The organism is Neisseria weixii (assembly GCF_002327085.1).
Classification (GTDB): domain Bacteria; phylum Pseudomonadota; class Gammaproteobacteria; order Burkholderiales; family Neisseriaceae; genus Neisseria; species Neisseria weixii.
Window position 1 is genome coordinate 1,143,160 of record NZ_CP023429.1, and the last position, 25,080, is coordinate 1,168,239.

A 25,080-nucleotide genomic window follows, 5' to 3' on the forward strand; every position below is an offset into this window, starting at 1 on the left:
CTCATTTTTAGTCTTCCAAAATGGCCTCAGTCTCTCCACCGTCCTAGCCCATATTTGCCGCTTAGTCATCAGAGGAACTCCCTCTAACACTTTGAATAATTTGCCGGACTTTCCCGGCGGTCAGCGGATTTTATGCCTCCGCAGGCATCATGGTATAGTTATGGCTCCTATCCCTATAACCAACCATGAAAGGGTTTCCATGTCCATGAATGAGTATGAATGTCTTCATTTGGCAGCAGTTATGATAAGCGGTAGAGAGAACTACTATCAATCTAGCTTTAAAGATAGTGATGTTCAGTCATTATTTAAAATTGCTTTGCAAATCAAAGAACACGAAGCTGATTACCTGCAAAAATTTAAGGAAATCGATCATTCTTCTCACTCGCAGGAGAGATAATCACCTATTTTTCCTGCCGTCTCCAATCGGCGGCAGGCAGTATTGACAGATTCAATTGCATCCAATAACTGTTGCACTAGTGGGTCGCGTCGTAACATCTGACTACTGATTTCGCCGGAATATTTTTCAACAACCACATCTTTTCCGTTAAGTTGAAAACGGATTTCTACTTGATACTTCTGTTTCATTTTAACTTTCCTTCGAAAAACAAATAATCACAGCCTACTGACTCGCAGCCTGTTCCAGCTTTTCACACAATGCCTCTGCATCAGCTTCGCTAAAGCCGTTTTCTGCAGCGTGAGATAAAAAATTACGCCAATTCTCACCAATGAAGTCGGCCAGCAGACGGTGTTCATACGCTTCAATCATAATGCTCCTCTCGGTCGTATAAAATTCATCCAATTTCGCTGAAGAAAGTAAATAAAAGATGATTTATTTGAAGGATATCCAAGAACCCATGAAATTAAATGAGAACCAAGAGCTAAAATAAATCCAACCTCATAAAACTCTCGAAAACCTTCTTGGGTCATGATTACTGCCAAAAACTCATCAAATTGATTTTGAGACAGAAAAAATGCTGCGAATATAAGATACCCAGCCATTGGAAGCAACGCATGAAACAAGACTAAACTCAGCAAACGTATCTGAAATTTCAGGACAAATAGCAGAAATTCAAAAATACCCACTTACTGAAAAAGTAGGCTGACGTGGTTAGATAAAACGTATCTGCCGGAACCGTGTAAACCTCATCAGGCATAAATGGAATAGAAGTACTCCCTGAAACAAAACCATCTTGTTCCTGTCCATTAAAAATATAGAGCAACAGTCCCTTTTTCCATTGTAAAAGTCTTTTTGTCATGATTTCTCCCTATTTATCTTAATTTTTGTTCGATAGACTTGAGTCTGATGTTTTGTGACTTCATTTCGAGATGAATGTCAGAAAGATGTTTAACTATCAAAAATGTACCTGAGCCTATAGCTATCAAAATCATGGAAAGCAATATCGAAACAGCATTTTCTTCTTTAATGGATTGAATCAGTACAAATATTCCAAACCCAATTGGCATGACAATCATCATCGTAGCAATTAAATCAAACATTTTTCCAACCTCCAAATAATATTCTCACTGCACCCATTCAAAATGCTTGCACTCAGGATACTTGGAACACCCCAAATACTTCTTCTCTGGTGCATTCTTCAACGCTTTTTCCTGCAACGTACCACCACAATCCGGGCAGGTATCTCCGGCTTTGTTCTTGGCAATGTTTTTCGGCTGAGCTGACGCTGCCGGTTTTGCCGCTTTCGGCCTTTTCACTGCATCGGCCTTGGCCTGATCAATCAGTTGCCGAATCAAGTCTTCCTGATAAGCCATAAAATCCGCCATCGTCAACTTGCCCGATTCAATGCCGGCCAAAGCCAGCTCCCATTTGGCGGTGGTAACGGGATCGGCTACCATGGCCGGTATTTGGGCAATCAGTCTGCGGCCTTTTTCGGTAGAAACGATTTTGCCTTTCTGCTTCTCGATGTAGCTCATCTCAAACAAACGATTGATAATGTTGGCTCGGGTGGCCTCCGTTCCCAGTCCCTCGGTGTTGCGGAGGATTTTCTTAATCTGTTCGTCATCTACGGTTTTGAGAAAGTCGGACAGGGTCTGCATTTCGTCCAACAGGGTGGCTTCGGTAAAGCGCGGCGGCGGCGCGGTTTTCTTGCTTTCGGGTTTACTGCCGGTAACGGTCAGTTGTTGGCCGTCTGAAACGGCCGGCAATACCGTATTTTCGTTTTCATCACCGCCTTCATCTTCCGTTTTACTCAGCCATGCCTTCCAACCCTGTATTTTGGGTGTTTGGCCGGTGGCTTTGAACTGCTGGCCGCAGCTCTCGGCGACAATCACGGTGGCATCGTATTCGTAGTCGGGATAGAACTGTGCAATGTAGCGGTTGCGTATCATTAGGTAGATTTCCCGCTCGTTTTTATCCAGCTGGGCTAAATTGAAATTGCTGACCTTGGTCGGAATAATCGCATGGTGCGAATGTTTGTTGACCTGAGTGTCGTTCCATACCCGCGACGGGCGGTTGTAATCGACTTTGGACAACACCGGTGCCAAGCTACTGTCAATGGCTGTCATGGCTGCAAACACATCGGCCACTTCACTTTGTTGTGACTGGGGCAGATAACGGCAAGGTGTACGCGGATAGGAGGTAATTTTGTGTTTCTCGTACAGCTCTTGGGCGATTTTCAATACCTTGGATGCGGAAATACCCAGTTTTTTACCTGCTTCTTTCTGCAAGGCGGAAAGGCTGTACGGCAACGGAGCCGGGGTCTTTTTACGTTCAGTTTTAGCAGAAACGACACGACCTGTCGCATTGGCCAACTGTTTGGCCAAGTTTTCGACAAAAGCTTTGTCGGTGCATAGGCCGTCTGAATTCTTAAGGGGTTCGGGTATCTGCCAAACCGCTGTAAAAACCTCTTTTAAGGCCGTCTGAAAGTCGGCACTCAAAACGTAATACGGATAGGGTTGGAAATTTTCGATAATGTGGTCGCGGCGTACCACCAGATTCAGCGTCGGTGTCTGAATGCGGCCGATGGATAGGGTGTGTTCTTTTCCGAAACCTGCCGAATATGTCACGGTGTATGCCCGGCTCAGGTTCATACCGACCAGCCAGTCTGCACGCCCCCGTGCCAGCCCGGCCTGATACAGGGTTTCTGTCTGCCGGCCGGGTTTGATGCTTGCCAAGGCTTTTTTAACTGAGGCAGGATCCAGTCCACTGGTCCAGAAGCGCGATACCTTGCCCCGGTAACCGCAATATTCCAGGATTTCGCGGCCGATAACTTCACCCTCACGGTCAGCATCTGTTGCAATAACCACTTCTCCGGCTTTGGCCAGCAGCCCTTTGATGATTTTGAACTGCTTGGCCGCCTTCGGCTGGATTTCCATTTTCCATTGCTGAGGCAGAACAGGAAGGGCTGTGATGTTGCCAAAATCAGTAAATTCCTCACCGTAAGCAGCAGGCATGGCTTGACTCAAAATGTGTCCGAATGCCCAAGTCACGGCGGTATCTCCTTTCTGGAAATAACCGTCGAAACGGCCGTCCAAAACACCGAGCACCTTACCGATGTCTTTAGCTTGGCTGGGTTTTTCGCAGAGAAATAAACGCATCTCAAACTCCAATACTTTGCTTCAGCTCGAAGAATATCCACATGAAAAGTGTATAAACCAACCAGACAACAGCCGCAAGCAAGGCTCCGTATAAAATAAATGTCCAGAAAAAATCCTTCAATTCACTTAATAGAGCCTTTGCCCAGCAGGAAACATCGTGCCAAGCGGATGTTTTTTTGGTTGTCATAATTTACATTGGGATGTCGTCATCAGGCTGATCCGGAGAACTTGCATTAGCTGAAACTGGAGCAGGATCGCGGGCAGGGCGCAAAGCAATACCTTCGATGCGTTCGTTTGGAACAATAAACAGATTTTTAACGCGCAACGAGCGCGCACGCACCTCAACATTATCGCGATTGGTATAAATCTCAAAGCGTTCTTCGCCTTCAAGACAGACCGGCATACCTGTCTTCAAAATTTTATGGAGGTGAGAAGCATCACGATTCCAATATTCGCAGTTAATCCATTCAGTAGAAACCACTTCCAACTTGCCTTCTGAATTACGTTTGAAGGTTGGCGATGCGACTGAGAAATTAAGAACCATATTAGGTTCGTTATTATTTGGATTAGTGACGGCGCGCAGGTCGAAATCTTTACCGAGATTGCCGCGCACAGAAAGCTGAACTGTCATATTTCACTCCTAAGAAGAGAAGGTAGAGGATAAATATGGCAGAAAGAAAACGGGATAAAATACCCATCATGAGATTAAGGATAGATAATTATGATTCTATTTGTTTCTGTTTGTCAATAGGTTTATTCGCCAACGCCAACTTGACAGCGTCGGAGACGCGCGGTGTCGCGCAGGCCGTCTGAAAGCGGAACGGCTGCAGATGTTGTCAAGAGTCTTGACAGCGGCCGCACCGGTGGCTGGATTTCCTGTCAAGGGCCTTGACAGCGTCGGAGACGCGCGGTGTCGCGCCTGTTCTCCAAAATAAAAAAGCCGCAACCGCAAGGTTACGACTTTTATCAAATCAGTTATTTTGCCTTTTCCAACATGAAAGCAGGTAAATCCTTTCTACCCATTTTTTCGTATTCGATCATCTGTTCAAAGTGATTTTTTGAGTGGTACAGACAGCTTAGCTCTTGAGCAATTCCTCGACTTCTCGAATAGAAGTCTTTAAAAGCATGGTAAACACGCATATGGATTAGCCTCTCATCTAAAGAAGCATTTGCTTCATCCAACGCCTTACTGACAGCTTCCCATGCAAATACCACCTGTTTTTTACGTTTTTTCCCTGTGGTCATAGAAGCATTGTCGTAATAGATTTCAATAAAATTCATGATCGGGATATGCAAAGTCTCCGTATTAAGCTTTATCCTGCCTTTATACACGATAGGTGACTGTTGATACATAATCCTCATCACAAACCGGTATTTCATACATTTACCGTAAAAATCCCTAGCCTCTGTCACAAGCTGTGACAACGCCCTTTTTTTCTCCTCTATCTCTGCCTCCAACTCCTTAATCCCCCTTACCCTTAAAAGGCTTTTGTGGTAACTGAATTTGAGTTGAACTTTATTGCGGGTGTTTTCAGTAATCTGTTTTCCAACGGTCATCGTATTTCATCCCATCTTAATCTTATTGTCACAGGGTGTGACAGAAAATCCCTGTGGCGGCTATCTCTCAATTTACAGAAAAGTGGCTGCACCTGACTAGGTTGCAGCCACTTTTATTTCATTCGGTAAAACCCTCTTGAACAAGAATTGCCGCTAGTTGCTGCAATTCTTCCTGCTTCATTTTCTTCTGAACATAAACCAAGGCGGGTTGCTTGTTATACATCCATACATCCATTGGGATGCGCGGTAAAACTTCCTGTTGGGTGGCCTCCAGCAATTTCGCACGGGTTACCTCATCAAACAAGCTTTCTCGCCGGATATGACGGATGGTACGTAACTCCATCACCACCACATACAGGTCGTTCAAAATCCGACGCACCAGACGGCCACCGTTATAGAGAATATCATTACCTTGTTTGTTCGACATCATCCCTTTCGTGGTCATGGTTTTTACGGCGCATACAAACTGATCGTAATCCATCAACATCTTTACCAACTTGAAACCGTAACCTCGTGCATTAATCAGGTTGACTTTGATTGGATCATCATTCCGGATAATCGAAATACTCAACCCCGCAGATGCCAATTCTTCAATCTGACATTCGATTTTTTTCTGCTCCGTGCTCAAGTACTCATTGATTTCGTCAAACTGCTTTTCCAGCTCAATCAAATGATATTGCGCATACGGATGGTCTGCCATTGCCAAACCGAGTAGTTCATTGCTGAGACTGAGGCCGTATTTCACACCCGGCCAACGAGCCCCGTTACGGCGGTTGTTATTGCCTTCCCACATACGCACGCCTTGCTTGGTATGCAGCAAAAATTTGTCATTTTCCGAAGAAGTCAGATTGCCCATTTTACGGAAACGGTCGTTTTCAGTCGGGAGAATTTCATATTCACCCCAAACCAAATCTCCTCTGCGTTTATTATTTTTATGCAGATAATGCTTAAGGAGCAGCTCGTGTGCTTTGAATGTTTCCCACTCTGCAAATTGGGGATCATCTTCTGTCAAAACCATGGACACTTTTTCGCCCAGTTTTTCGGCTGCACGGGGCATATCGTAACCGTTGCTGAACGGGGAGTTCTTGTTGCCGACCTTCAGGGCAAATTCTTGTGCAACATGTACTGCCCCGGGTTTTACAACGTAGCGCTGTTTCAATTCCATATTTTCTTCCAATCCGTTTTAATGTTTTTTTAAATGGGCAGCTTGTCACATTCTTTGACAAGCTGCTGTCATCGAAACCGGTCTTTTCCGGCAGTCATCGGCTTTAATGCTGCCGAAAGCTCCCTTGGTATGGTTATGATATCTACACCTACCTGCAACCGACCACGAAAAACGGATGCAGGCGGCCTGCGCACCTCCGGCGCTGTCAAGGCCCTTGACAGGAAATCCAGCCAACGATGCGGCCGCTGTCAAGACTCTTGACAGCAAATTCGGTTTATCGGCATTGCCCGTTTATTTTGGCTTTGTTCACTACATTTCTGGTCATTTCACGCAACTCTTCAACCGAGAGACCTGCATAGGGAGAATCCGGTTTTTCAGACTGGAGCTGTGACATTTCCTCTTGGCGTTTCCGATTCAATGCCTGCGTTTTACGGGTCTCACTGACCTTGTGTGCAACCATGGCGGTAAACTGATTCTGTCCTGCCAGTTTACAGAACGTCATCAGCAAACCCAAAGGGCTATTTACCGGTTTCAGTTGCCCCGAAATTTCGTCCAGAATTTCCTGTTTTTGTTTCAGGTTGGCATTCGGACAGTAACGACCAAAGATGGTTTGAGCCTGCTCCTGCATGGTCTTGTTGAATGTTTTCGGGTAAATCAACTCCTCATCAACTACCACAACATTTCCTTGAACTGCCTGTTTTTTGTTCGGCAACACGGTTTTGTAGTTGTAGTTAAAAACACCTTTGTAATTTAAATATATAACAATCTGCTCATTTGTCGGTTCTGAAGCCGACCATTTGTCGGAAATGGATTTCCTGTTTTGTGGTTTCTGAATTTCCTCATTTGTCGATTCCGAATCCTCCCTTTTGTCGATTCCGAATGTCATATTTTTAGAAGAGGGTAAATCTGCCGAAAAACCGCCCTGAAAACCTTGCTCCTCCATATTTGGCCCTTTCCGCCAATCTTTTTTGGCCCTTTCCGCCAATCTGAGAAATTCGGTTTTTTTGGCATTGGTTGCACTGTAGTTTTCAGACGGCTTTTTCGAGGTCATTAACTTGCGGATGACTTCCAAAATAGCGCGGCCGTTGACTAAGGTAAAAATGCGGCGGCTGGCAATAAAATGCTTCTCAAAAATGAATTTCAGATTTTTGAGACGGTTACGCGCAGTACGCTGCGATTTATCCGACAAGGCAATAGGCTCCTGCCATTCCGACGCTGTCAAGCTCGAAAAGGCATGATGCTTATGGGTGTTAATCTGATTGACAGCATCTTGCAGTGCACTGGTCAGCATTACCGCCGAATGGATACAGCCGGTCAGTGTGACCAAATCGCGGTGATAGGCCACACGGTTGCTGAAGTAACGGCGGAAAAACAGGGAACTGCGGCTTTGCAGCTTGGGCAATGTCAAGGGGTGTGACAAATCTCCTTCATGCCCACTATGACGGCAGACGGCCTCCGACAATTCATCCAAATTCACTTTCAACGCAAGAGGTGCACCCACCCCTTTCCGGCTGGTCTGAATCAGGTTCAGTTTTTTCAGACGGCCTTTGCAGGTATCCTGTTCGCGCGGTGTCAAACCGGTTTCCTCCTGCATTTGCCCGACCGACTTGTATATCCAGCCGTCACGCGCGGCAACTTCTTTGCTGACACGCGACCAATACAGTAATTGCGACAACATTGCCGCTGATTTCAGTGAGCCTGTAATGTCAATCAGACAACGGTAAACCGCAATCGTCCGGCCACCCTGCAGAGCCTCCCAACATCGGGAAAGCTCCGCATTGAACACGGACGGCGGCAGCAAATCGATAGTAGCAGCCATGATTAAGTCCTGTTCATAAATTGGGCGGTTAAGTTACCGAGTGCTTTAAGACTGTAGCGGCCGCTACGGGTGGCCGGCATCCCTTCAAGCTTGATTTCGACCAAACCGAATTTCGATAATTCGGCAATCGCAGTCTCCTGTTCGCGGCGTGACAACAGGGTCATTTCGGTAACATGTCCTTCGGACATATAAGTCCATGGAGACCACTCTCCGCGCTTATCGAATGCCACATACTCGGTCTCGTTCTGCATCAAGGACAAATACAGTATCGATTTAAACGACAAACCCAAAGCGGATAAGGTTTTAAGATGCAACTTGTTGATGGATACCGGCGGGCAAGTCATTGCAGCAATATCACGGGTGCTGTGTTCGTGTATCATCCGCTCCAACAACAAGTCGTCCAAAGTAAACAAAGAGTCCGTCGGGAATACGGTACGCTTGTTCAGCAGTAAGCCTTTGCCCATCAACTGTTCGCGAATATTCCGCCACTGTTTGGCTGTCAAACCGGCTTCGTTGAATACAATGTCGTTATTCAACGAAACCCATTCGCCGGGCATGCATTTTTCGGTGAAATAACTCAGAAAATAGCCTTGGGTAACCGACTGCATGGCTTCGGCAAACTGCTTGACATAGGTTGCCGGCTCTTCCCATAAGGCGGCCAAACCTTTCAAAGCAGCATAATTAGGCTCATTGTAACCGGGTGTGACAGAAAAACCAGGCACAAATAAGAAGCTTTGATGTCCATGTTTATTCTCCGAAATATTTGGTATCGGTAATCACGGTATACAGCTGCCCCAGATTGAGGTCAGGGTATTCGTCTGCCAACAGCTGATAGCGCAGGTACAGGTTCTTTTCCGGTTCCGTTGTCTGCCAGCTTTTCAGAATCCGAAGGCGCATGGCAATAGGGGGCATTCTCAGACGGCCTTTCAGAACGGGCACGCCCAGCTCGAAACGGATTTTTCTGATTTCTTCCGACGTAACCAACGGACACAGATCCACTACCATCTGATTGCTGGCTTTGCGGGCAATCAGCCAACGGACCCGCTGCAATTCTTCCGAGCGTTGCCGCACGTTTTTTTCCAATGTGTGCAATTGGCGTTTCAAGGCATCAAGATCGATTAAATAAGTCACGACCCCGGGAGTTTGCTTGGCCAGTTTTTCAAGTTGCTCGGCATCCATTTGTCGCAGTTTGTCCAGAGTTTGCTTATATTCACGCAATGCAATCGCATTGTAGGCTGCCTCACTTTTAGAATACGGCGCTGAAGCCAGTTTGCTTAAAGCCAGATGGGTATGGACGTTGTCTACATCCAAGATACGATAGACAAGTTTTTGCTTATTCATGATCCTTCCCCTTGTTGTTTGTTCCACGCACGCACAAGCAGATGGATTTCTTCCAAAATCGGGCAAAACGGGTGTGTACCGTGTGTTTGCCATTGCAGTACGTGATTGATGAGGGCAGGGCGTTCCCGATACCGTAATTCAAATATTCGTCATATTTATCCGGATCGCGGTAGGCAATGCTTACTTTGGAATCTTCCGGCAATGACAGTACCGGATTGTTGTTGTCATCGATATTGTTCATCAGCTCATCCAGCCCGCAGAGTTTCCACAGGTATGAGAAGACGTAACCGGCATCGGGATGCAGGTTGTCGACGATAAACGGTGCCAGCACATCGGGATTGTGGGCAATAGATGAAAAGTCGGGATACTCGATGTAGAAACCCAACGGAAAGCGCGGATGGGCTTTGAAACAATTGCTTAAATTGACTTTTGCCAGCCATTTTTTGATGGCGGTATGCAGATTTTTCAGTACCTGTTCAGGCGAACTTACAGTTTGCGGATGTTCCGCCTCGGACGGAGGATTGACCTCCGCCCGAGGCGAGCCTGCCGGCAGCAAGGCCGCTAGCACAGATGTTTTGGCCATAGGTGTGCCGCCGGTGGCGGCAGGTGCAGTTTGAAACTGCACCGCATCGGTTTCTTTTGCATTAAATTTTGCAGAAGATGGATCATTTTCTAAGGAGTTTGATTCAGATTCTGAATATTCGATATCGTTTGAGCCAGTTTTATCCTCATCATTAAAGGCGGCTGTGCCATACACTTCTTGAAAGCGGCCACTGATGAAATCGAGCAGGGCGGCAACATCTAAAGTTTCCTCCGCGTATTGCTCGTGCCACTGTTCCAGAATATCCGACCATACTGCCAGAAAGCCGTCGGCTTCTCCGGCTTTCTTGGCAGCTTCAGCCATAGATGTATGCATCTTTTTGATTTCCGCCACCTTGGCATTCGACAGTTCGTAAGCGTAACGTCCCAGTTCCTGCAAAGAGTCTGAGGCAAAGAAGAACAGATTCAAAGCCTGATAGGAAATGACCAGGCCTGCTGTACCGAACATCACTTCCAATTCGCGCAGGGACAGTTTTTTGTCACTGTCATCCTGAAAAATATCGCGCACCTCCGCATAGGCGCAGGCCTTATCCCAAAAACACATTTCTGCACGCTGTTCGTTCTCGATCAGATGAGCAATCTGCAATTCGGTTTCGCCGGGGTAGGCGATGTAGAAGCAGGGAATGGTACGGTAACGGTCTTCGCCGGTTTCCTGATACAGCTCACGCATGATTTGCAGACGCGTATTACCACCCTGAGCCAGGACATAATGGCCTTCATCCGGACGCTGGGTCACATGAACAGGCTGTTGGATACCTGTCGCACGGATAGACTCCTTGATAGCCGCATAAGCGGCGGCATCATGGCGGCGGCGCGGGTTCTTGTCGAAAAGCTCGATTTCCTCAACCGGCAGATTCATAAACATACCGCTGCCCATGTGGGGCTTATCAGTCAGATTCATGGCGGTTTGTGCAGGCGTGCCCACGTGCAGACTCAAGCCTGCCAAACCCTGCGTGAGTTTGTTTCTGTTTTCCAAACTCATGATTGCACCTCCGCTGCACGGTTTTCTTCAGGAAGGAGGGTACTCATGTCATTAAAGCAGCTGCCGCGCAGTTCACGTTCTTTGATTCCGGGAAAAATCTCATAAACGATGTTGTGTATTACTTCGTAGGCGGGCATCAGCTTACCGGGTGTGTTTGCTCGTGGCAATGCACCGGTACGCGCAGAGTCGCCGCCTCTTTGTAGGATTTGGCTTCCGGCACATGGGTTTGGAGCAGTTTTTTACGGTCATCGAGTGATGCGCTGAAAAATTCACGGATTTCCTGTGCAATCAGCTTGGCATCTTTGCTGCGGTCTTGGGCATAGATGACGGCGCGAAGCTGGGGCATAGCCAACCCCATGACTTCGCCTTGAGCAAGGCGTGCCAAGGCTTCCTGAGTGCCCGTGACAAACTCACGGGCACTCAGGATTTCGGGCATGATGGGGGTAATCAGACAGCCTGAAGCGAATGCGGCTGCATCCTGCAAAGGACCGACGGCACCTTGGGTATCAATCAGAATCACGTCGTAGTTATTTTGGAAAAAAGGATTTTGCAGTTTCGCTTTCAACAAAAAGGCACGGTCGGCGCGGTTGGCGATTTTGGTTTGGATGTCGGCCGAAATATTATTGGAAACGATGATGTCCAGATTCGGAAAGACGGTATGGGACACGGTCGAACGCACATTGGCATCGGAATTGTCGCCCAAAAGCAGCTCGACAATCCCGTGCGGCGCACGGTAGCTGAGCGGATAATATTTGGAGAGTGACGGCTGGACATCGGCATCAACCATCAGGACACGGAGGCCGATATCGGCAAGTACGGCTGAGATGTTGGCCAGCAAAGTGGTTTTACCGACCCCGCCTTTGGTTGAGGTGGCGGCTAAAATTACGGGTGCAGACATAATTTAAACTTTCTAAAACAGTTGGTTAGGTAAGAATAAATATCTCTGCAATAATATTCGGGAGTGGGAGGTTCCGATGTCGCATTTCACAGCCGTGTCATTTCAGGCAGTCATAAAATTTAACATAATATAAATTATGCGAATTTAAATAATCATCTCGAAGCATACACTTATGCTGTATAATCCAGCCTATTATTTCATGTTTCCAATGGTTTTATGTTCAATACCGATTTACTGCGCGACAAAATTGCCAACGAAGATTATCAGCGCATGATTATTGCCAGCAGCAGCAGCGGCTTTAGCGCCAATGAAACCGGTTTGCTGCAAGACATTCTGCAGCGCTTTGATTTTGACGTGGTTCAGGCGCAGGCTTTGGCTCAGGCGGTTTTGCAGCAGCAGCGTTTTGATCCGAATGAATACCATATCGACAGTGATGATGAAGACATCACCGGCGTGTGTCCGCATTGTATTAACCCGCCCATGCCGCCGTTGCGTGATTACTTGGCTTGGCGTGAATTACGCGGTTAAATACTGTGTAACTTTTAGGCCGTCTGAAAATATTTACGGCATATGCCGATGATTGAAATGATAAATTATGTTGCAAACCGATAATCTTACCGCCCAACAGCCGCAGCGAATTATTGCGGCACAATCGATTTCCGCCCAAGAAGAGCTTTTAGAACGCGCTTTACGTCCGAAAACGCTGGCAGATTATATCGGCCAAGCCAAGGCTAAGGAACAGTTGGCGATTTTTATTGAAGCGGCGAAAAAACGCGGTGAAGCACTCGACCATACCTTATTATTCGGCCCGCCGGGCTTGGGTAAAACCACATTGGCACATATTATTGCTAAAGAATTGGGTGTCAACTTGCGTCAAACCAGTGGCCCTGTGTTGGAGCGCGCCGGTGATTTGGCAGCCCTGTTAACCAATCTTGAGCCACATGATGTTCTTTTTATTGATGAAATTCACAGGTTGAGTCCGGTAGTGGAAGAAATTCTCTACCCTGCCCTTGAGGATTATCAGCTCGATATCATGATTGGAGAGGGGCCTGCAGCGCGTTCGGTAAAAATCGATTTACCGCCGTTTACGCTGATTGGCGCCACGACACGCGCCGGTATGTTGACTAATCCGCTGCGTGACCGTTTCGGTATTGTTTCACGTTTGGAATTCTATGAAAACAAGGATTTAGCCACGATTGTCAGCCGTTCTGCGCAATTATTGTCGTTGGACATGGGGATGAGGGGGCGATGGAAGTGGCCAAGCGCAGCCGTGGTACGCCGCGTATTGCCAATCGTTTGCTGCGCCGTGTTCGCGATTATGCCGAAGTGAAAAACAACGGTGTGATTGATGCCGATATTGCTGATGCGGCTTTAAGTATGCTCGATGTCGATGCTAAAGGTTTGGACGTAATGGACAGAAAATTTCTTGAAGCCATTTTGCACAAATTCAGCGGCGGTCCTGTGGGTTTGGAAAACGTGGCGGCGGCAATTGGTGAATCGACTGATACCATTGAAGATGTGATTGAGCCTTATTTGATTCAGCAAGGCTTTTTGCAGCGCACGCCGCGCGGCCGGGTAGCAACAGAGCGCACTTACCTGCATTTTGGCTTGAAAGGTGCTGAATAAATCCGATATTGACAGGCAGTCTGAAACTTTCAGCCTGCCTTATTCTCTATCATCATTTTCTGCTGTGCAACGACTTTATTCATCATCTCAATAAACGCCATTTGCTCATCGTCCGTCAGCACCGACAGGGCGGTTTGGTTGATTTTTTGGGCAATGGCGGTCGCTTGCTCTTGCAGGGCTTTGGCGTGGTCGGTCAGCATAATCAGGCGGATGCGTGCGTCCGTTGGGTGCGGTTCCCGCATAATCAGGCCGTCCCGTTCCATGCGGGCAAGCGTGTTGGCAATGGTCGCTTGCTTTAAATCGGCGATTTCCACCAGTTCGTTTTGGCTCAAACCGTCTTTTTCCCACAGGGTCAGTAAAATGGGGAATTGGGCGGGCGACACCCCAAGGGGCTTAACCCTTCGTTTAACAAAATGGCGAATTGGCGGGCGATGTGGTTCATCAGGTAGCCTGCGGACACGGTTCTTTGCATAAAATTTCCTTGTAAATCAATCAATCATAAAAATTTTGTCATTGTATCATAAAAATAGCTTGCTATATAAAAATATAGCGTGCTATTATATTTATAATTTAATAGCACGCTATATTTTTAGAGGCCAAGATGACACGGGATACCCTTTGCACCATACACAAATTCACAGCAATGACTGCCGCTTTGCTGATTGGCATTTTTTGGACAAGCACCTTGATTAGCGAGATTTTTTTGTCGCAAGAAGCGGTGGTTTGGGTCAAAAATGTGATTTTTTACGGTGTATTTTTTCTCATGGCGGCTATAGCGATGACGGGGGCGAGCGGTATGAAAATGGGGGCAAAGTCCAAACACCCCAAAATCCTTGCCAAGAAAAAACGTATGCCGGTGATTGCCATCAATGGGCTGTTGATTTTATTGCCTTGTGCGCTGTATCTGTGCCGTAAGGCAAACGCCGGTGAATTTGATACTGCTTTTTATGCCTTGCAGTGCTTGGAGCTGTTGGCAGGGGCGGTCAATTTACGGCTGATGTTTTTGTCAATGAAAGACGGTTTTGGCATCAGAAAAAGAAAATAATTTTTTGAAGGAAAAATGATGAAAAATCAAACTACTTACAACCGCACCGCACGCTACCTGCATTGGGGTATGGCATTATGTTACACAGTGATGTTTGCGACCGCAATTGCTTGGAATATGAATGACAGCCTGAAATTTTTGATGAATCCGCACCGTGCCATAGGCATTTTATTGCTGATTTTGACGCTGTTTCGGGTGATTTGGGCAATCACACACGCCAAACAGCCGCCTGCCAAGAGCCTGACGGCAAAATTGGGGCATGCGGCATTGTATGTGTTGATGCTGGCGGTGCCGATTGTAGGCGTGGTTCGTCAGGCAGGTTTTGCACAAGGCAATCAACCGCTGATTGATTTGGGCAATGCTTGGCATGGGGTGCTGGCTTGGGCATTGTTATTGTTGGTGGCCGGCCATATCGGCATGGTGGCAGTTCATCATGCCAAGGGCGATAAAATTTTAAACCGTATGAGATAGGAGTATACCCATGAAATCAATCAAATTATTGGCAACCGCCTTGCTGATGACAAGCGTTTTAAGTGCTTGCGGTATGGCAAATAAAGCAGAGCGTTGGCAAGCCAAACGAGCCGAATGGCAAAACAGCGTGGTGCTGATTAACGCCTTTGAAGTGCCAAAAGGCAAAGAAGCCGAAGCCTTGCAATCGTGGCAAAAATCGCGTGATTTTTTGCAAACCCAAGACGGCTGCATCAGCACGCAGTTGCACCAAAACCTTGACCCCAATGGCAAATTTTATCTGGTTAATGTCGCACGCTGGCGTAGTGCCGATGATTTTAAAAATGCCACCGCCAAAATGCGTAAAGCCCTGCCTGATAACCAAGTGGAAGGCGTGGTGTTTTATCCGAGTTTATTTAAAGTGATTGAATCGGATATGCCTTTTGAGCGAAAAATGGGGAAATAAATGATAGAAACCGTCCAAAATGGGCGGTATTTATCAGTTTTACGTCATTCCCTTAACGCACCTAACACCATTTCAAATGCCCGTGAATGATGTTTTTTGCTTGGATAATAGGCATAAAACGGCGTGTAAGTCATACGATAATCACAAAGCAGCTCCACCAATTCGCCTGATTGTAGCTCTTTTTGTACTTGTGGTAAGCCGACAAAACCAACCCCTAAATGATTTTTAACCCCGTTTCACAGCGTGTACCACATCAACGGTCAGCATACGGTGAACCTGATTGATGAAAATAATGCCACCGCCATTAACTATTGCTTGGTTAAACTGGTTGAAAGCAAAGACGGTAAAGAGCTGTTGCAGGAACACAGCGTCCGCTATGCCGACACTTATATTAAACAAAACGGTAAATGGCTGATTGCCAAACGGATTGCCGATTTTATGATTAGTGAAAACCGAGTGGTTGGCTAAATCGTGATAAACACCGTGTAAAAGCGGTGTTTTTGTTTTTTCAAGAACAATGGAAAAGATTTACACTCAATGCCATTGTATTTTCGCAGAACGCGCTTTGCCTGATTCCAAAAGTTCTCAATATCGTTAATGAGATTTTGACAGTCTGTAAAATGTGTACTGTGGTTGATGCAATGATGAGTAAACTCACTCACATCCGGCACATCACAGCTTTTGCAACAGTCGGTATATGCAATGCTATCAGGCATAACTTTTTGTTTAGTAACAGGAAGTAAAGTATCCTGCTTGGTGCTTTCAACTACAATGGTATAACCTAACCATGTCGTTTCAGTATGCCAAATACAGCCACTTTACCTACTGCACCGCGACCATGCTTACCTTGCGTTGTCCGCCAAAACGACCCTCGTCCAACTCAACAGGGGCACCAAAAACTTCGTCTGCTTGAAGTGCTAAATGGCAGGCGGTGCGCTTTTTTACATAGTTTACAGTTTTTATCTTCATTTTTGCCGGGTAACACAACTCCTAATCCAATACACAGTCCCCATCCTTTTATTGGGTTTCTAACCAAATCCACAAACCGAATCAAAAGGCCGTCTGAAACCTAATAATTTTCAGACGGCCATTCTTCGATTGTCAAAATCAGAACGAATATTCCGCTTTCAGCCAATAAGTCCGCGGCATGCCCAATACGGCAAAACTGCGGTCATACTGGCCGCGCTGCACCTGCCAATAGGCTTTGTTGAACAGATTTTCGACTGCCGTGCTTACGGTCAAATCGTTTTTGCCCAGCTTGGTTTTATAGCCTGCACCGATGTCAGCCAAGGTGTAAGACGGGAAAGCGTATTGTTTCTTCGTGTCTTGATAAGATTTGCCGAAATACTGCACATTTCCCGACAGCGTCAAGCCCTTCACATAAGGTGTATCCCATTCCACGCCCGCTTTGGCAATCACGCTCGGATTGGCAACTTGTACGCCGCTTACTAGATTGTCTTTGTAATTCGGATAATCCTTCACTTGCGATTTCAAATACATCAAACCGAAGCTCGGTCGTAGAGTTTGATTCATCAGATTGGCGTAAACATTAAATTCGATACCGCGATTACGCTCGATACCCTGCTCATCACCGGCAGCCGCACCACTGGCGGCAAAATCGGTTCTGCGGACAGTGGTGCCGCGCCAATAGCCCGGACGGCGGATTTGGAAGGCGTTCAAGGTGGTGACAAAATCACCCCAGTTTTTACGCACACCGATTTCAAATTGGCGGCTGACGCGCGGTTTGGCCATGGTGGTGTCGCCGGTGGTATCGTCCACGCTCAAGCTGGCCGGTTCCAAATCTTCCATATAGTTACCGTAAACAGCCAAATCCGGTTTCGGCACCCACGCGGCCATCAGCATAGGGCTGAAGCGGCCGGCATTGGCTTTGGTTTGATTAAGATTGTTTTTTTGCTCGACTTGCTGGAAGCGTCCTCCCAAAGTAAAGCGGTAGCGGTTGTCAGCAAAGCCCATAGTATCCGACAACGCTAAGCTGTTGACTTGGATTCGGGTATCTAAATTCGGCGTCCTTTCAATGGCGGTCGGATAGTCGGCGGCAAATGAAGCCAGTTGCGCGGCAATGTCGCCGGTACCGTCAATCGTAGCTTTGCTGTTGCCTGCTTTGGTGCCGCGATAGGTTTGGCGGCGGCGGTCGATGCGGTCTAAGGCTGCGCTCCAAGTGTGATCCACCGAGCCGGTTTCAAATTGGCCACGGGCGGTGAGATTCATACTGGTGGTTTGAAAACGCTGATCGGTCAAGCGTGCGGTGCTGGTGTTGTATTGGCTGCTGTCGGTGGTGCTGGCCGTTGGAGAAACCAGTGTACCGTAATAACGCGCTTTGTTGTAACCGATACCGCCGGTGATTTGCACCGGAGCATCAAGGTCATATTCAAACGTCAGCATATTGGTTTGGCCGACGGTATTCTGCCGGTTCCAGGCCGGCAACAGATTGGTTCTGCCGTCGGGTGCATCAAACAGTCGGCCGTTGGCATTTTGAATGTCTTGAATACGTGCGCGACCGCCTTGTGCTTTGCGTTTGGAATACACGGAATCAAATGCTACGCGCAATTTCTCGCCCCGGTAATCGGTATTTAAGGCAAATTCTTTGTTGTCTTCGCTGTAACCGTCACGCGGGGTATCGCCGTGGCGCAGTTTACCGTTGACACGCACGCCGAACTGTTTGTCGCTGCCGAAACGCTGGCCCAAATCAAAAGCACCTTGCGCACGGCTGCCGCTAAACCAGCCCAAACCGATGGTACGGTTGCCTTCATCGGCGGCTTTTTTAGTTTCGATGTTTAGCGAGCCGGAAACCGCGCCCTCCGGATCCATGCCGTTGACGGCTGTCGATGCGCCTTTGATCAGCTGCACAGAAGCCACCTGCACGCTGGACGTACCCTGTGTGCCGTACATACCGGCCAAACCGTTGACGCTGAATTGGCGCGAATCAAGCTGATAACCGCGGAAATAAAGGCCGGTGAGCGTATTGGTTTCTCCGCCGAACTGCCAAGTCGATGCATCTTTTTTCGCCACCACATCCACTAAGGTGCGCGCTTCGGTGTTTCGGATTACTTTCTCATCATAACTCACCACCGTCACCGGTGCGGTAAAGGCATTGGCTTTGCCCAACACGCCGAGATTGACGCGGTCTTTCAAATCACCGTCGCTGGCGATGGAATAGGATCTGGCGGCGCGCACGCGTTTATTGTCGCCCTTCACTTCCACTTGTTGCAATTCAGTTTGATTGGCGGTTACCGTATCGCTGCTTTCATCGGCAGCATACGCAAATGCGCCCGCAATCAAGAGCGGCATTAAGGCTGATTTATTGTTCATGTAGGTTCTTCTCTGAAATAAATGTGTTTAATGTGTTTTAAGCGTAAAAAATCTAAAAATGATTTTAAAAACATATTATATTTGATAATATTCTGCCTCGCTATAGGTTGAAATAAAAATTGTTCTTATCATTAGTTTAAAACAATAAATACAACACTTAGTGCAATAATTTACCAAATGATTGAATAATGCCGTCTGAAAATGTTTTCAGAAGGCCTAATAACATTATTAAAAAGAACCTCCATGCAAAAATGGCAAACCGAACTCTACGGCACCCCGCTGTGGCTGCTGCAAACGCTGGCAGGTGTCGCAGCGGCGCTCATCATTATCTTATTTTTCGCTTCCAAAACCCGTTTCGGCCAAGAATCCAAATATATTCTCAAGCTTTGTTTAACACGCAAAAGCAGCGTCAAAATCATCGTCGCTATTGTGATGATGGTGGTGCTGTTGCTTACCGAAGTCCGGTTGAATGTACTCAGCACCTTTATGTCCAACGGCTTATACAGTTCCATGCAGGACATGAAAATACAGGCATTCTGGCAATTTGCCGCCATGAATGCGGGCGTGGTATTGCTGCGCACGTTTAACGGTGTGGTTAACGATTTTCTCGATCAAAGTTTAGCCATTAAATGGTCGGAAAAACTCAATCATGTACTGACCACGCGCTGGCTGGAAAACAAAAACTACTACCGTCTGCAGATGCGCCGCCATTCGCCCGACAACATCGATCAACGTATCCAGCAAGATGCGCAGGATTTTATCACCTCCACCATCGAATTCGTGCGCGGTATGCTTAATTCCGTGGTGTCGTCGCTCGAATTTGCTTTTGTATTGTGGGGCTTGGCGGGCATTCTCACCGTATTCGGCTACGATATTCCGCGCGGCATCGTATGGTTTGTCTTTATCTTCGTGATTTTAGCCACCTTTATTGCCATGTGGATTGGTAATCCTTTGATCCGTTACAACTATGAAAACGAAAAGCTCAACGGCGACTACCGCTATTCGCTGATCCGTGTGCGCGATCACGCCGAGAGCGTGGCGTTTTACGATGGCGAATGGCGCGAGCAAGCCCAATTAAGCAGCCGCTTTGCCGCCATTATCCGCAACCGTTGGCGCATCGCGCGTCAAAGCGTGGCTTTGAGCGGCTTCAACGATATGTTCAGCAACGGCATTCAGCTGTTCCCAATTATCCTGCAAGCCCCGCCTGTTTGCCGGACAAATCAAAATCGGTGACGTACAGCAAACCGTACAAGCCTTCGCCCGCCTGCAACGCGCCCTATCGTTTTTTCGCATGTTTTACGAAGAATTCACCGCCTACCGCGCCCGCTTGGAACGTTTATACGGCTTCTTACTCAGCACCCATGAGCAACACAGCGCCCCAAACCTGAAATCAAACACATTTCAGACGGCCTCAAGCTCTCCAACGTTGCGCTCTACCGCAATAACGGCGAAATCTTGTTGGATAACATCAATATCGATGTCAAACCCGGTGATGCCCTATTGATTAAAGGCCCCAGCGGCTGCGGCAAAACCTCCCTGCTCCGTTCGCTGGCCGGACTGTGGCCGTTCGGCAGCAGCGGCCACATTGTGCAACCCGAACGCAGTCAAATTTTATTCGTGCCGCAACGCCCCTACACCCCGCAAGGCACTTTGCGCGAAGCCATCTGCTACCCTGACATCGACCCGCAGCATCCTGATTTAGCCGCTTCCATGAGCCTTTGCCGCCTCGACCATTTAATCGACCAACTCGACAAAACCGATGACTGGCAACACAAACTTTCCCCCGGCGAACTCCAGCGTGTTGCCTTCTGCCGCACCCTGCTCTCACGCGCCAAAGTAGTTTTGCTCGACGAAGCCACGTCCGCACTTGACGAGCCGACCGAATCGCAGCTCTACCGCGGCATTCGCGAAAAAATGCCCGAAAGCATCATCATCAGCATCGGCCACCGCAGCAGCTTGAATGAATTTCACAATATCCACTATGATGTCGGCGCGGTGAAATGCGGCTGAAGCACGGCAAAGGCCGTCTGAAAGATAACGTAGATTTCCGCAAAGCCTTTCAGACGGCCTTTTATCCGCCCAACCCGATAAATGACCTTTTACATATGAAAGCAGAATGAAAAATAATAAAATAATGTCATTAATCCCATGCAAAGGAAGACATTCATGAATATTACCAAAACCCTCCCTACCCTTGCCCTGATTTCCTTATTAACCGCCTGCGGCGGTGGTGGTGGAGGTACGAATCATCAGCCCAGTGCCGACAGTACGCCCACCAAACAAAACACGGCTAATTCCGACGCGGCAGATGCCAGCGACGGTCAAACAAACGCCTCTTCAAAAAATATCTATATCGCACCGAAAATAACAGAGCCTGCCGGTCCCAATTATAATTGGAGCACAACGACAATCAACAGCCATGTCTTTAGTAATACAGAAGCGAATGATTTCAGCAAAATCTTTCCTTTAGGTTACAGCGAATCAAAATACTCCGAAGAAGAGACACGTCCCAAACCTTCTTCCAATAATCCATACCGCAGCAGCAGAGAGGAAGGCTAGGTCAAAGCTTACTACCTACCTCATTCCATTATCCTTGGCAGCACGCTGATCAAACTATTCCGCGACGATAAAGAAGTAGAAATCAAAACGCTGCATCCCACTTATACTAATTTTAATCCTGCCGCCATCGGTGAATTCACCAAACCCGAAATCGTCAATAAAATGAGCGGCAGCTTTCAATACAAAGGCGTTGCCCTCAGCAGCAACGGTCAAGGCGTGTTCAATTACCATGTGGATTTTGCTCAAAAAACCGGTAGTGGAGAAATCACAGGCCTGAAAGAACACGGTCATATTACTCTGCACAAAGCGGTCATTACAGATAAGTTGGATTCCACGCTGTTTCAAGGCATTACTTCCAAGCCGATGGCTGGTATTGAAGGTAAGGCCACTGGCAGTAATTTGGACAGTAACCCCGTTTATCGTTTGGGCTTTTTCGGCCCCAAAGCCGAAGAAATTGCCGGACATATCGAAGTGCGTAATCAAGATCCGATACATAAACATACTTATACCACCCATCCGATAGGCTTTTCAGGCTTACGCCAATAAAAATGAAAACCTAAAACCCAAAGGCCGTCTGAAACCCAGTTTTCAGACGGCCTTTCTGCTAAAATAACGCACAAACACATCACGCGAGAACGCCATGCCCGAAATCAAATGCCCTCATTGCCACACCGCTTTTACCGTAGATGAAGCCGGTTATGCCGATATTGCCAACCAAGTGCGCACGCTGGAATTTCAGCAGGAATTAAACGAACGCTTGGCGCAAAGCCGCCGCCAGTTCGACACCGAAATCAAGCTGGCGGAAAACACGCTGGAAACGGCTTATCAGCAGAAGCTTGCTGCCAAAGATCGCGAATTAGCCGAATTGGCGGCGCATTTGAAAAGCCATGAAAAAGACAGCCTGCTGGCCGTGGCCGAAGCGGAAGGCCGTCTGAAAGCGCAATTGGCCGAGCGTGATCAGCAAATTGCCGCGCTGCGTTTGCAGGCGAAATCATTGGAAGAATCGAAAAACATTGAAAAAGAACTCGAAATTCACCGTGCCGTTGCGGTGAAAGAACGTGAATTGGGCGAACTCAATGCGCGTTTTTTATTGCAGGCCAAAGAGCGCGAATTGGAAAAACAAGCCTTGCGTGAGCAATATCAAGCCGAATTGAAACAAAAAGACGAAGCGATTGCGTTTTATAAAGATTTCAAAGCGCGCCAGTCCACCAAGATGGTCGGCGAAAGCCTTGAGCAGCATTGCGAAACCGAATTCAACCGTATCCGAACCACCGCCTTCCCGCAAGCCGTGTTCGGCAAGGATAACGATGTGGCCGGCGGCAGCAAAGGCGACTATATCTACCGTGAATGCGATTCAGACGGCAATGAAATCATCTCGATTATGTTTGAGATGAAAAACGAAAACGAAACCACCGCCACCAAAAAGAAAAACGAATATTTTTTCAAAGAGTTGGATAAAGACCGCCGCGAGAAAAAATGCGAATATGCCGTGTTGGTGTCGCTGTTGGAAGCGGATAACGAGCTTTACAACGGCGGCATTGTCGATGTGTCTTACGCTTATCCGAAAATGTATGTCGTGCGGCCGCAATTTTTCATTCCGCTGATTTCGCTGTTGCGAAATGCCGCGCTGAATACCTTGCAATACAAACAGGAAGTCGCCCAAATGCGTGCGCAAAATATCGATATCACGAATTTTGAGGAAGATTTAAATACCTTCAAAACCGCATTTGCCCGCAATTACGAATTGGCCAGCCGAAAATTTCAGACGGCCATTGAAGAAATCGACAAAACCATCATCCACTTGCAAAAAACCAAAGAAGCGCTGCTTTCTTCCGAAAACAACTTGCGCTTGGCCAATAATAAGGCAGAAGAATTGAGTGTGAAGAAACTCACACGTAAAAATCCGACCATGAAAGCGGCGTTTGAGGCGTTGGCTAACGACGCTACAAAATAAAATAAAGGCTGAGACCTTTGCAAAACTTTATGAACCATCAATAAAAACCAAAACAGCCGTCATTCCCGCGCAGGCGGGAATCTATCTTAAAATTTCAGAAAGTTATTTTATTTAATAGTTTGTCATGTTTAAAAATGGATTCCCGCCTGCGCGGGAATGACGTCGGTTCTTTGTGCTTGTCGTTTTTCAAGGAATTTTGAAAGTCTCAGGCCGTCTGAAAACCATTTAATTCACTGAAAGTTTGCTATGCAGATTTATTTAGTCGGCGGTGCCGTCCGCGATTATTTATTGGGTTTAGAAGTCAAAGACCGCGACTGGGTGGTGGTCGGTGCCGATGCGCCTACCATGTTGGCACAAGGTTTTCAGCCGGTGGGCAAAGATTTTCCGGTGTTTTTACATCCCGACAGTCACGAAGAATACGCCCTCGCCCGCACCGAGCGAAAAACGGCCAAAGGCTATGCCGGTTTTGCATTTCATGCCGATAGAGACGTGACATTGGAACAAGATTTAATGCGCCGCGATTTAACCATCAATGCCATGGCGCAAGATTCAGACGGCCTGATTATCGATCCGTTCGGCGGGCAGCAGGACCTTTCAGACGGCATTTTGCGCCATGTTTCTCCTGCTTTTGCCGAAGATCCGGTCAGGATTTTGCGCATTGCCCGTTTTGCCGCGCGCTATGGCTTTTCAGTAGCCGATGAAACCCTGCTGCTGATGCGGCAAATGGTGGCCGATGGCGAAGCGGATGCGCTGGTGGCGGAACGGGTTTGGCAGGAATTGGCCAAAGGCCTGATGGAACGAAATCCGGCGGAAATGATTGAAGTCTTACGCGAATGCGGCGGTTTGGCGGTGTTGCTGCCTGAAGTAGAAGCCTTGTTCGGCATGCCGCAGCGGGCGGATTATCACCCCGAAATCGATAGCGGCATCCATACGCTGATGGTTTTGCAAAAAGCAGCCGATATGGGTTTGAGCTTGCCCGAGCGCTATGCGGCGCTGCTGCACGATTTGGGCAAAGCCAAAACGCCGTCTGAAATCCTGCCCAAGCATCACGGCCATGATTTGGCCGGCGTGAGCTTGGTGCGTGAAGTGAACGGGCGTTTGCGTGCGCCGCGTGCGTGTGGGGGATTGGCCGAACTGGTTTGCCGCTGGCACATTATTTTTCATCAAGTAGCGCAACTCAAACCGGCTACCGTGTTGAATACGCTAAAAAAAACCGATGCATTCAGACGACCTGAACGCTTTCAGACGGCCTTGAACGTATGCGTAGCCGATCAACGTGGCCGTCTGAATTTTGAAGATGCCGAATATCCGCAACGTGAACATTGGTTGAACTTATTACAGGCAGCCAATGAGATCGACGCCGGTGAAATTGCCGCCCAATGCGCTCAAAACCAGCAGCAACATTTGATTGCCCAGCGCATAGACGAAGCGCGTTTGGCAAAGATTAAGCCGATACAGGAAGCCTTTAAAGCAAAATACAATTGAAGCGACAAACAATATAAGGCCGAGACCTTTGCCCCCTGAAAAGCTATTGCCAAAGAACCGACGTCATTTCCGCGCAGGCGGGATCTATTTTTAAACATGGCAAACTATTGAATAAAATAAGTTTCTGAAATTTTGAGATGGATTCCCGCCTGCGCGGGAATGACGGCTGTTTGGATTTTTATTGGTGGTTCATGAGGTTTTGCAAAGGTTTCAGGCCGTCTGAAAGCATATTCTTTCAGACGGCCTCTTTA

Annotated in this window: 25 protein-coding genes and 4 pseudogenes; 12 read left to right on the forward strand and 17 right to left on the reverse strand. The window is 47.5% G+C overall.

Going from position 1 to position 25,080, the window contains the following annotated elements; translation table 11 throughout:
• Positions 1–160: 160 nt before the first annotated feature.
• Positions 161–397: a hypothetical protein gene (locus CGZ65_RS12825; protein ID WP_157742727.1), complete on the forward strand. Its 237-nt coding sequence runs from the start codon at positions 161–163 to the stop codon at positions 395–397.
• On the opposite strand, the gene CGZ65_RS05910 is transcribed toward CGZ65_RS12825, so the two are convergent.
• From CGZ65_RS05910 to CGZ65_RS05970, 12 genes are all read right to left on the reverse strand, one after another.
• Positions 379–585: a hypothetical protein gene (locus tag CGZ65_RS05910; RefSeq protein WP_096295199.1), complete on the reverse strand. Its 207-nt coding sequence runs from the start codon at positions 583–585 to the stop codon at positions 379–381. The two genes, CGZ65_RS12825 and CGZ65_RS05910, sit on opposite strands and share 19 nt — an antisense overlap.
• A 34-nt stretch (positions 586–619) precedes the next feature.
• Positions 620–766, reverse strand: coding sequence for a hypothetical protein (locus CGZ65_RS12830; RefSeq protein WP_157742728.1), 147 nt, complete (start codon positions 764–766; stop codon positions 620–622).
• Between the two features lie 503 nt (positions 767–1,269).
• Positions 1,270–1,497: a hypothetical protein gene (locus CGZ65_RS05920; RefSeq protein ID WP_157742729.1), complete on the reverse strand. Its 228-nt coding sequence runs from the start codon at positions 1,495–1,497 to the stop codon at positions 1,270–1,272.
• Between the two features lie 24 nt (positions 1,498–1,521).
• On the reverse strand, positions 1,522–3,555 hold the full coding sequence (locus tag CGZ65_RS05925) for a DNA topoisomerase 3 (RefSeq protein WP_096295202.1): 2,034 nt from the start codon (positions 3,553–3,555) through the stop codon (positions 1,522–1,524).
• Between the two features lie 190 nt (positions 3,556–3,745).
• Positions 3,746–4,186: a single-stranded DNA-binding protein gene (locus CGZ65_RS05935; RefSeq protein ID WP_096295204.1), complete on the reverse strand. Its 441-nt coding sequence runs from the start codon at positions 4,184–4,186 to the stop codon at positions 3,746–3,748.
• 344 nt (positions 4,187–4,530) lie between these two features.
• Entirely contained in the window at positions 4,531–5,112 is a 582-nt protein-coding gene (locus CGZ65_RS05940) for a hypothetical protein (protein ID WP_096295205.1), read from the reverse strand.
• A gap of 118 nt (positions 5,113–5,230) precedes the next feature.
• Complete coding sequence (locus tag CGZ65_RS05945; RefSeq protein ID WP_096295206.1) at positions 5,231–6,277, reverse strand: AcaB family transcriptional regulator; 1,047 nt, start codon at positions 6,275–6,277, stop codon at positions 5,231–5,233.
• A 274-nt stretch (positions 6,278–6,551) separates the two neighbouring features.
• Positions 6,552–8,096: a hypothetical protein gene (locus CGZ65_RS05950; RefSeq protein ID WP_198345358.1), complete on the reverse strand. Its 1,545-nt coding sequence runs from the start codon at positions 8,094–8,096 to the stop codon at positions 6,552–6,554.
• 2 nt (positions 8,097–8,098) lie between these two features.
• Positions 8,099–8,818 carry a hypothetical protein gene (locus tag CGZ65_RS05955; protein ID WP_096295207.1) on the reverse strand — a complete coding sequence of 240 codons (720 nt, stop codon included), beginning with the start codon at positions 8,816–8,818 and terminating at the stop codon, positions 8,099–8,101.
• A 25-nt stretch (positions 8,819–8,843) separates the two neighbouring features.
• Positions 8,844–9,437, reverse strand: a complete 594-nt coding sequence (locus CGZ65_RS05960; protein ID WP_157742730.1) for an STY4526/YPO1902 family pathogenicity island replication protein — start codon at positions 9,435–9,437, stop codon at positions 8,844–8,846.
• Positions 9,430–11,019 carry a ParB family protein gene (locus tag CGZ65_RS05965; protein WP_096295209.1) on the reverse strand — a complete coding sequence of 530 codons (1,590 nt, stop codon included), beginning with the start codon at positions 11,017–11,019 and terminating at the stop codon, positions 9,430–9,432. The genes CGZ65_RS05960 and CGZ65_RS05965 overlap by 8 nt, the downstream gene beginning before the upstream one ends.
• Positions 11,020–11,155: 136 nt before the next feature.
• Entirely contained in the window at positions 11,156–11,917 is a 762-nt protein-coding gene (locus CGZ65_RS05970; protein ID WP_232507560.1) for a ParA family protein, read from the reverse strand.
• Positions 11,918–12,133: 216 nt separating this feature from the next.
• Here CGZ65_RS05970 and CGZ65_RS05975 point away from each other — a divergent pair, with 216 nt between their 5' ends.
• On the forward strand, positions 12,134–12,445 hold the full coding sequence (locus CGZ65_RS05975; RefSeq protein WP_096295210.1) for a hypothetical protein: 312 nt from the start codon (positions 12,134–12,136) through the stop codon (positions 12,443–12,445).
• 67 nt (positions 12,446–12,512) lie between these two features.
• Positions 12,513–13,543: pseudogene (gene ruvB, locus CGZ65_RS05980) on the forward strand (Holliday junction branch migration DNA helicase RuvB).
• 29 nt (positions 13,544–13,572) lie between these two features.
• On the opposite strand, the gene CGZ65_RS05985 reads toward ruvB, so the two are convergent.
• On the reverse strand, positions 13,573–13,926 hold the full coding sequence (locus CGZ65_RS05985; protein ID WP_232507561.1) for a MarR family winged helix-turn-helix transcriptional regulator: 354 nt from the start codon (positions 13,924–13,926) through the stop codon (positions 13,573–13,575).
• Between the two features lie 353 nt (positions 13,927–14,279).
• Between CGZ65_RS05985 and CGZ65_RS05990 the strand changes: the two genes are divergently transcribed.
• From CGZ65_RS05990 to CGZ65_RS06000, 3 genes are read left to right on the forward strand one after another with little or no spacing between them, the layout of a single operon-like run.
• Positions 14,280–14,588, forward strand: a complete 309-nt coding sequence (locus tag CGZ65_RS05990) for a hypothetical protein (protein WP_232507562.1) — start codon at positions 14,280–14,282, stop codon at positions 14,586–14,588.
• A gap of 15 nt (positions 14,589–14,603) precedes the next feature.
• Positions 14,604–15,059 carry a cytochrome b gene (locus CGZ65_RS05995; protein ID WP_096295212.1) on the forward strand — a complete coding sequence of 152 codons (456 nt, stop codon included), beginning with the start codon at positions 14,604–14,606 and terminating at the stop codon, positions 15,057–15,059.
• 10 nt (positions 15,060–15,069) lie between these two features.
• Positions 15,070–15,501 (forward strand): antibiotic biosynthesis monooxygenase family protein, encoded by a 432-nt coding sequence (locus CGZ65_RS06000; RefSeq protein WP_096295213.1) that lies wholly within the window; start codon positions 15,070–15,072, stop codon positions 15,499–15,501.
• Between the two features lie 44 nt (positions 15,502–15,545).
• Here CGZ65_RS06000 and CGZ65_RS14895 read toward each other — a convergent pair.
• Positions 15,546–15,719 (reverse strand): annotated as a pseudogene (locus tag CGZ65_RS14895) (LysR family transcriptional regulator); the annotation flags it as partial.
• Between the two features lie 25 nt (positions 15,720–15,744).
• Between CGZ65_RS14895 and CGZ65_RS06010 the strand changes: the two are divergent.
• Complete coding sequence (locus CGZ65_RS06010; protein WP_198345359.1) at positions 15,745–15,969, forward strand: nuclear transport factor 2 family protein; 225 nt, start codon at positions 15,745–15,747, stop codon at positions 15,967–15,969.
• On the opposite strand, the pseudogene CGZ65_RS06015 reads toward CGZ65_RS06010, so the two are convergent.
• Positions 15,966–16,449: pseudogene (locus CGZ65_RS06015) on the reverse strand (IS1595 family transposase); the annotation flags it as partial. The gene CGZ65_RS06010 and the pseudogene CGZ65_RS06015 sit on opposite strands and share 4 nt — an antisense overlap.
• Positions 16,450–16,608: 159 nt before the next feature.
• Positions 16,609–18,831 carry a TonB-dependent receptor gene (locus CGZ65_RS06020; RefSeq protein WP_096295215.1) on the reverse strand — a complete coding sequence of 741 codons (2,223 nt, stop codon included), beginning with the start codon at positions 18,829–18,831 and terminating at the stop codon, positions 16,609–16,611.
• A 243-nt stretch (positions 18,832–19,074) separates the two neighbouring features.
• On the opposite strand from CGZ65_RS06020, the pseudogene CGZ65_RS06025 reads away from it, so the two are divergent.
• Positions 19,075–20,841, forward strand: a pseudogene (locus CGZ65_RS06025) (ABC transporter ATP-binding protein/permease).
• A 156-nt stretch (positions 20,842–20,997) separates the two neighbouring features.
• The gene (locus CGZ65_RS06030) at positions 20,998–21,390 is read left to right on the forward strand and encodes a hypothetical protein (protein ID WP_096295216.1); all 393 of its coding nucleotides are present in this window, start codon (positions 20,998–21,000) and stop codon (positions 21,388–21,390) included.
• A 54-nt stretch (positions 21,391–21,444) separates the two neighbouring features.
• Here the strand turns inward: CGZ65_RS06030 and CGZ65_RS13260 are convergent, their stop codons facing one another.
• A complete protein-coding gene (locus CGZ65_RS13260) occupies positions 21,445–21,621 on the reverse strand; it encodes a hypothetical protein (protein ID WP_198345394.1) in 177 nt (58 codons plus the stop codon).
• Between CGZ65_RS13260 and CGZ65_RS06035 the strand changes: the two genes are divergently transcribed.
• The 3 genes from CGZ65_RS06035 (at position 21,553) to CGZ65_RS06045 (ending at position 24,829) form a co-directional block, all read left to right on the forward strand.
• Positions 21,553–21,936, forward strand: a complete 384-nt coding sequence (locus CGZ65_RS06035) for a factor H binding protein domain-containing protein (protein WP_096295217.1) — start codon at positions 21,553–21,555, stop codon at positions 21,934–21,936. The two genes, CGZ65_RS13260 and CGZ65_RS06035, sit on opposite strands and share 69 nt — an antisense overlap.
• A 94-nt stretch (positions 21,937–22,030) precedes the next feature.
• On the forward strand, positions 22,031–23,344 hold the full coding sequence (locus tag CGZ65_RS06040; RefSeq protein ID WP_096295218.1) for a DUF2130 domain-containing protein: 1,314 nt from the start codon (positions 22,031–22,033) through the stop codon (positions 23,342–23,344).
• Between the two features lie 246 nt (positions 23,345–23,590).
• Entirely contained in the window at positions 23,591–24,829 is a 1,239-nt protein-coding gene (locus CGZ65_RS06045) for a multifunctional CCA addition/repair protein (RefSeq protein WP_096295219.1), read from the forward strand.
• Positions 24,830–25,080: the final 251 nt, after the last annotated feature.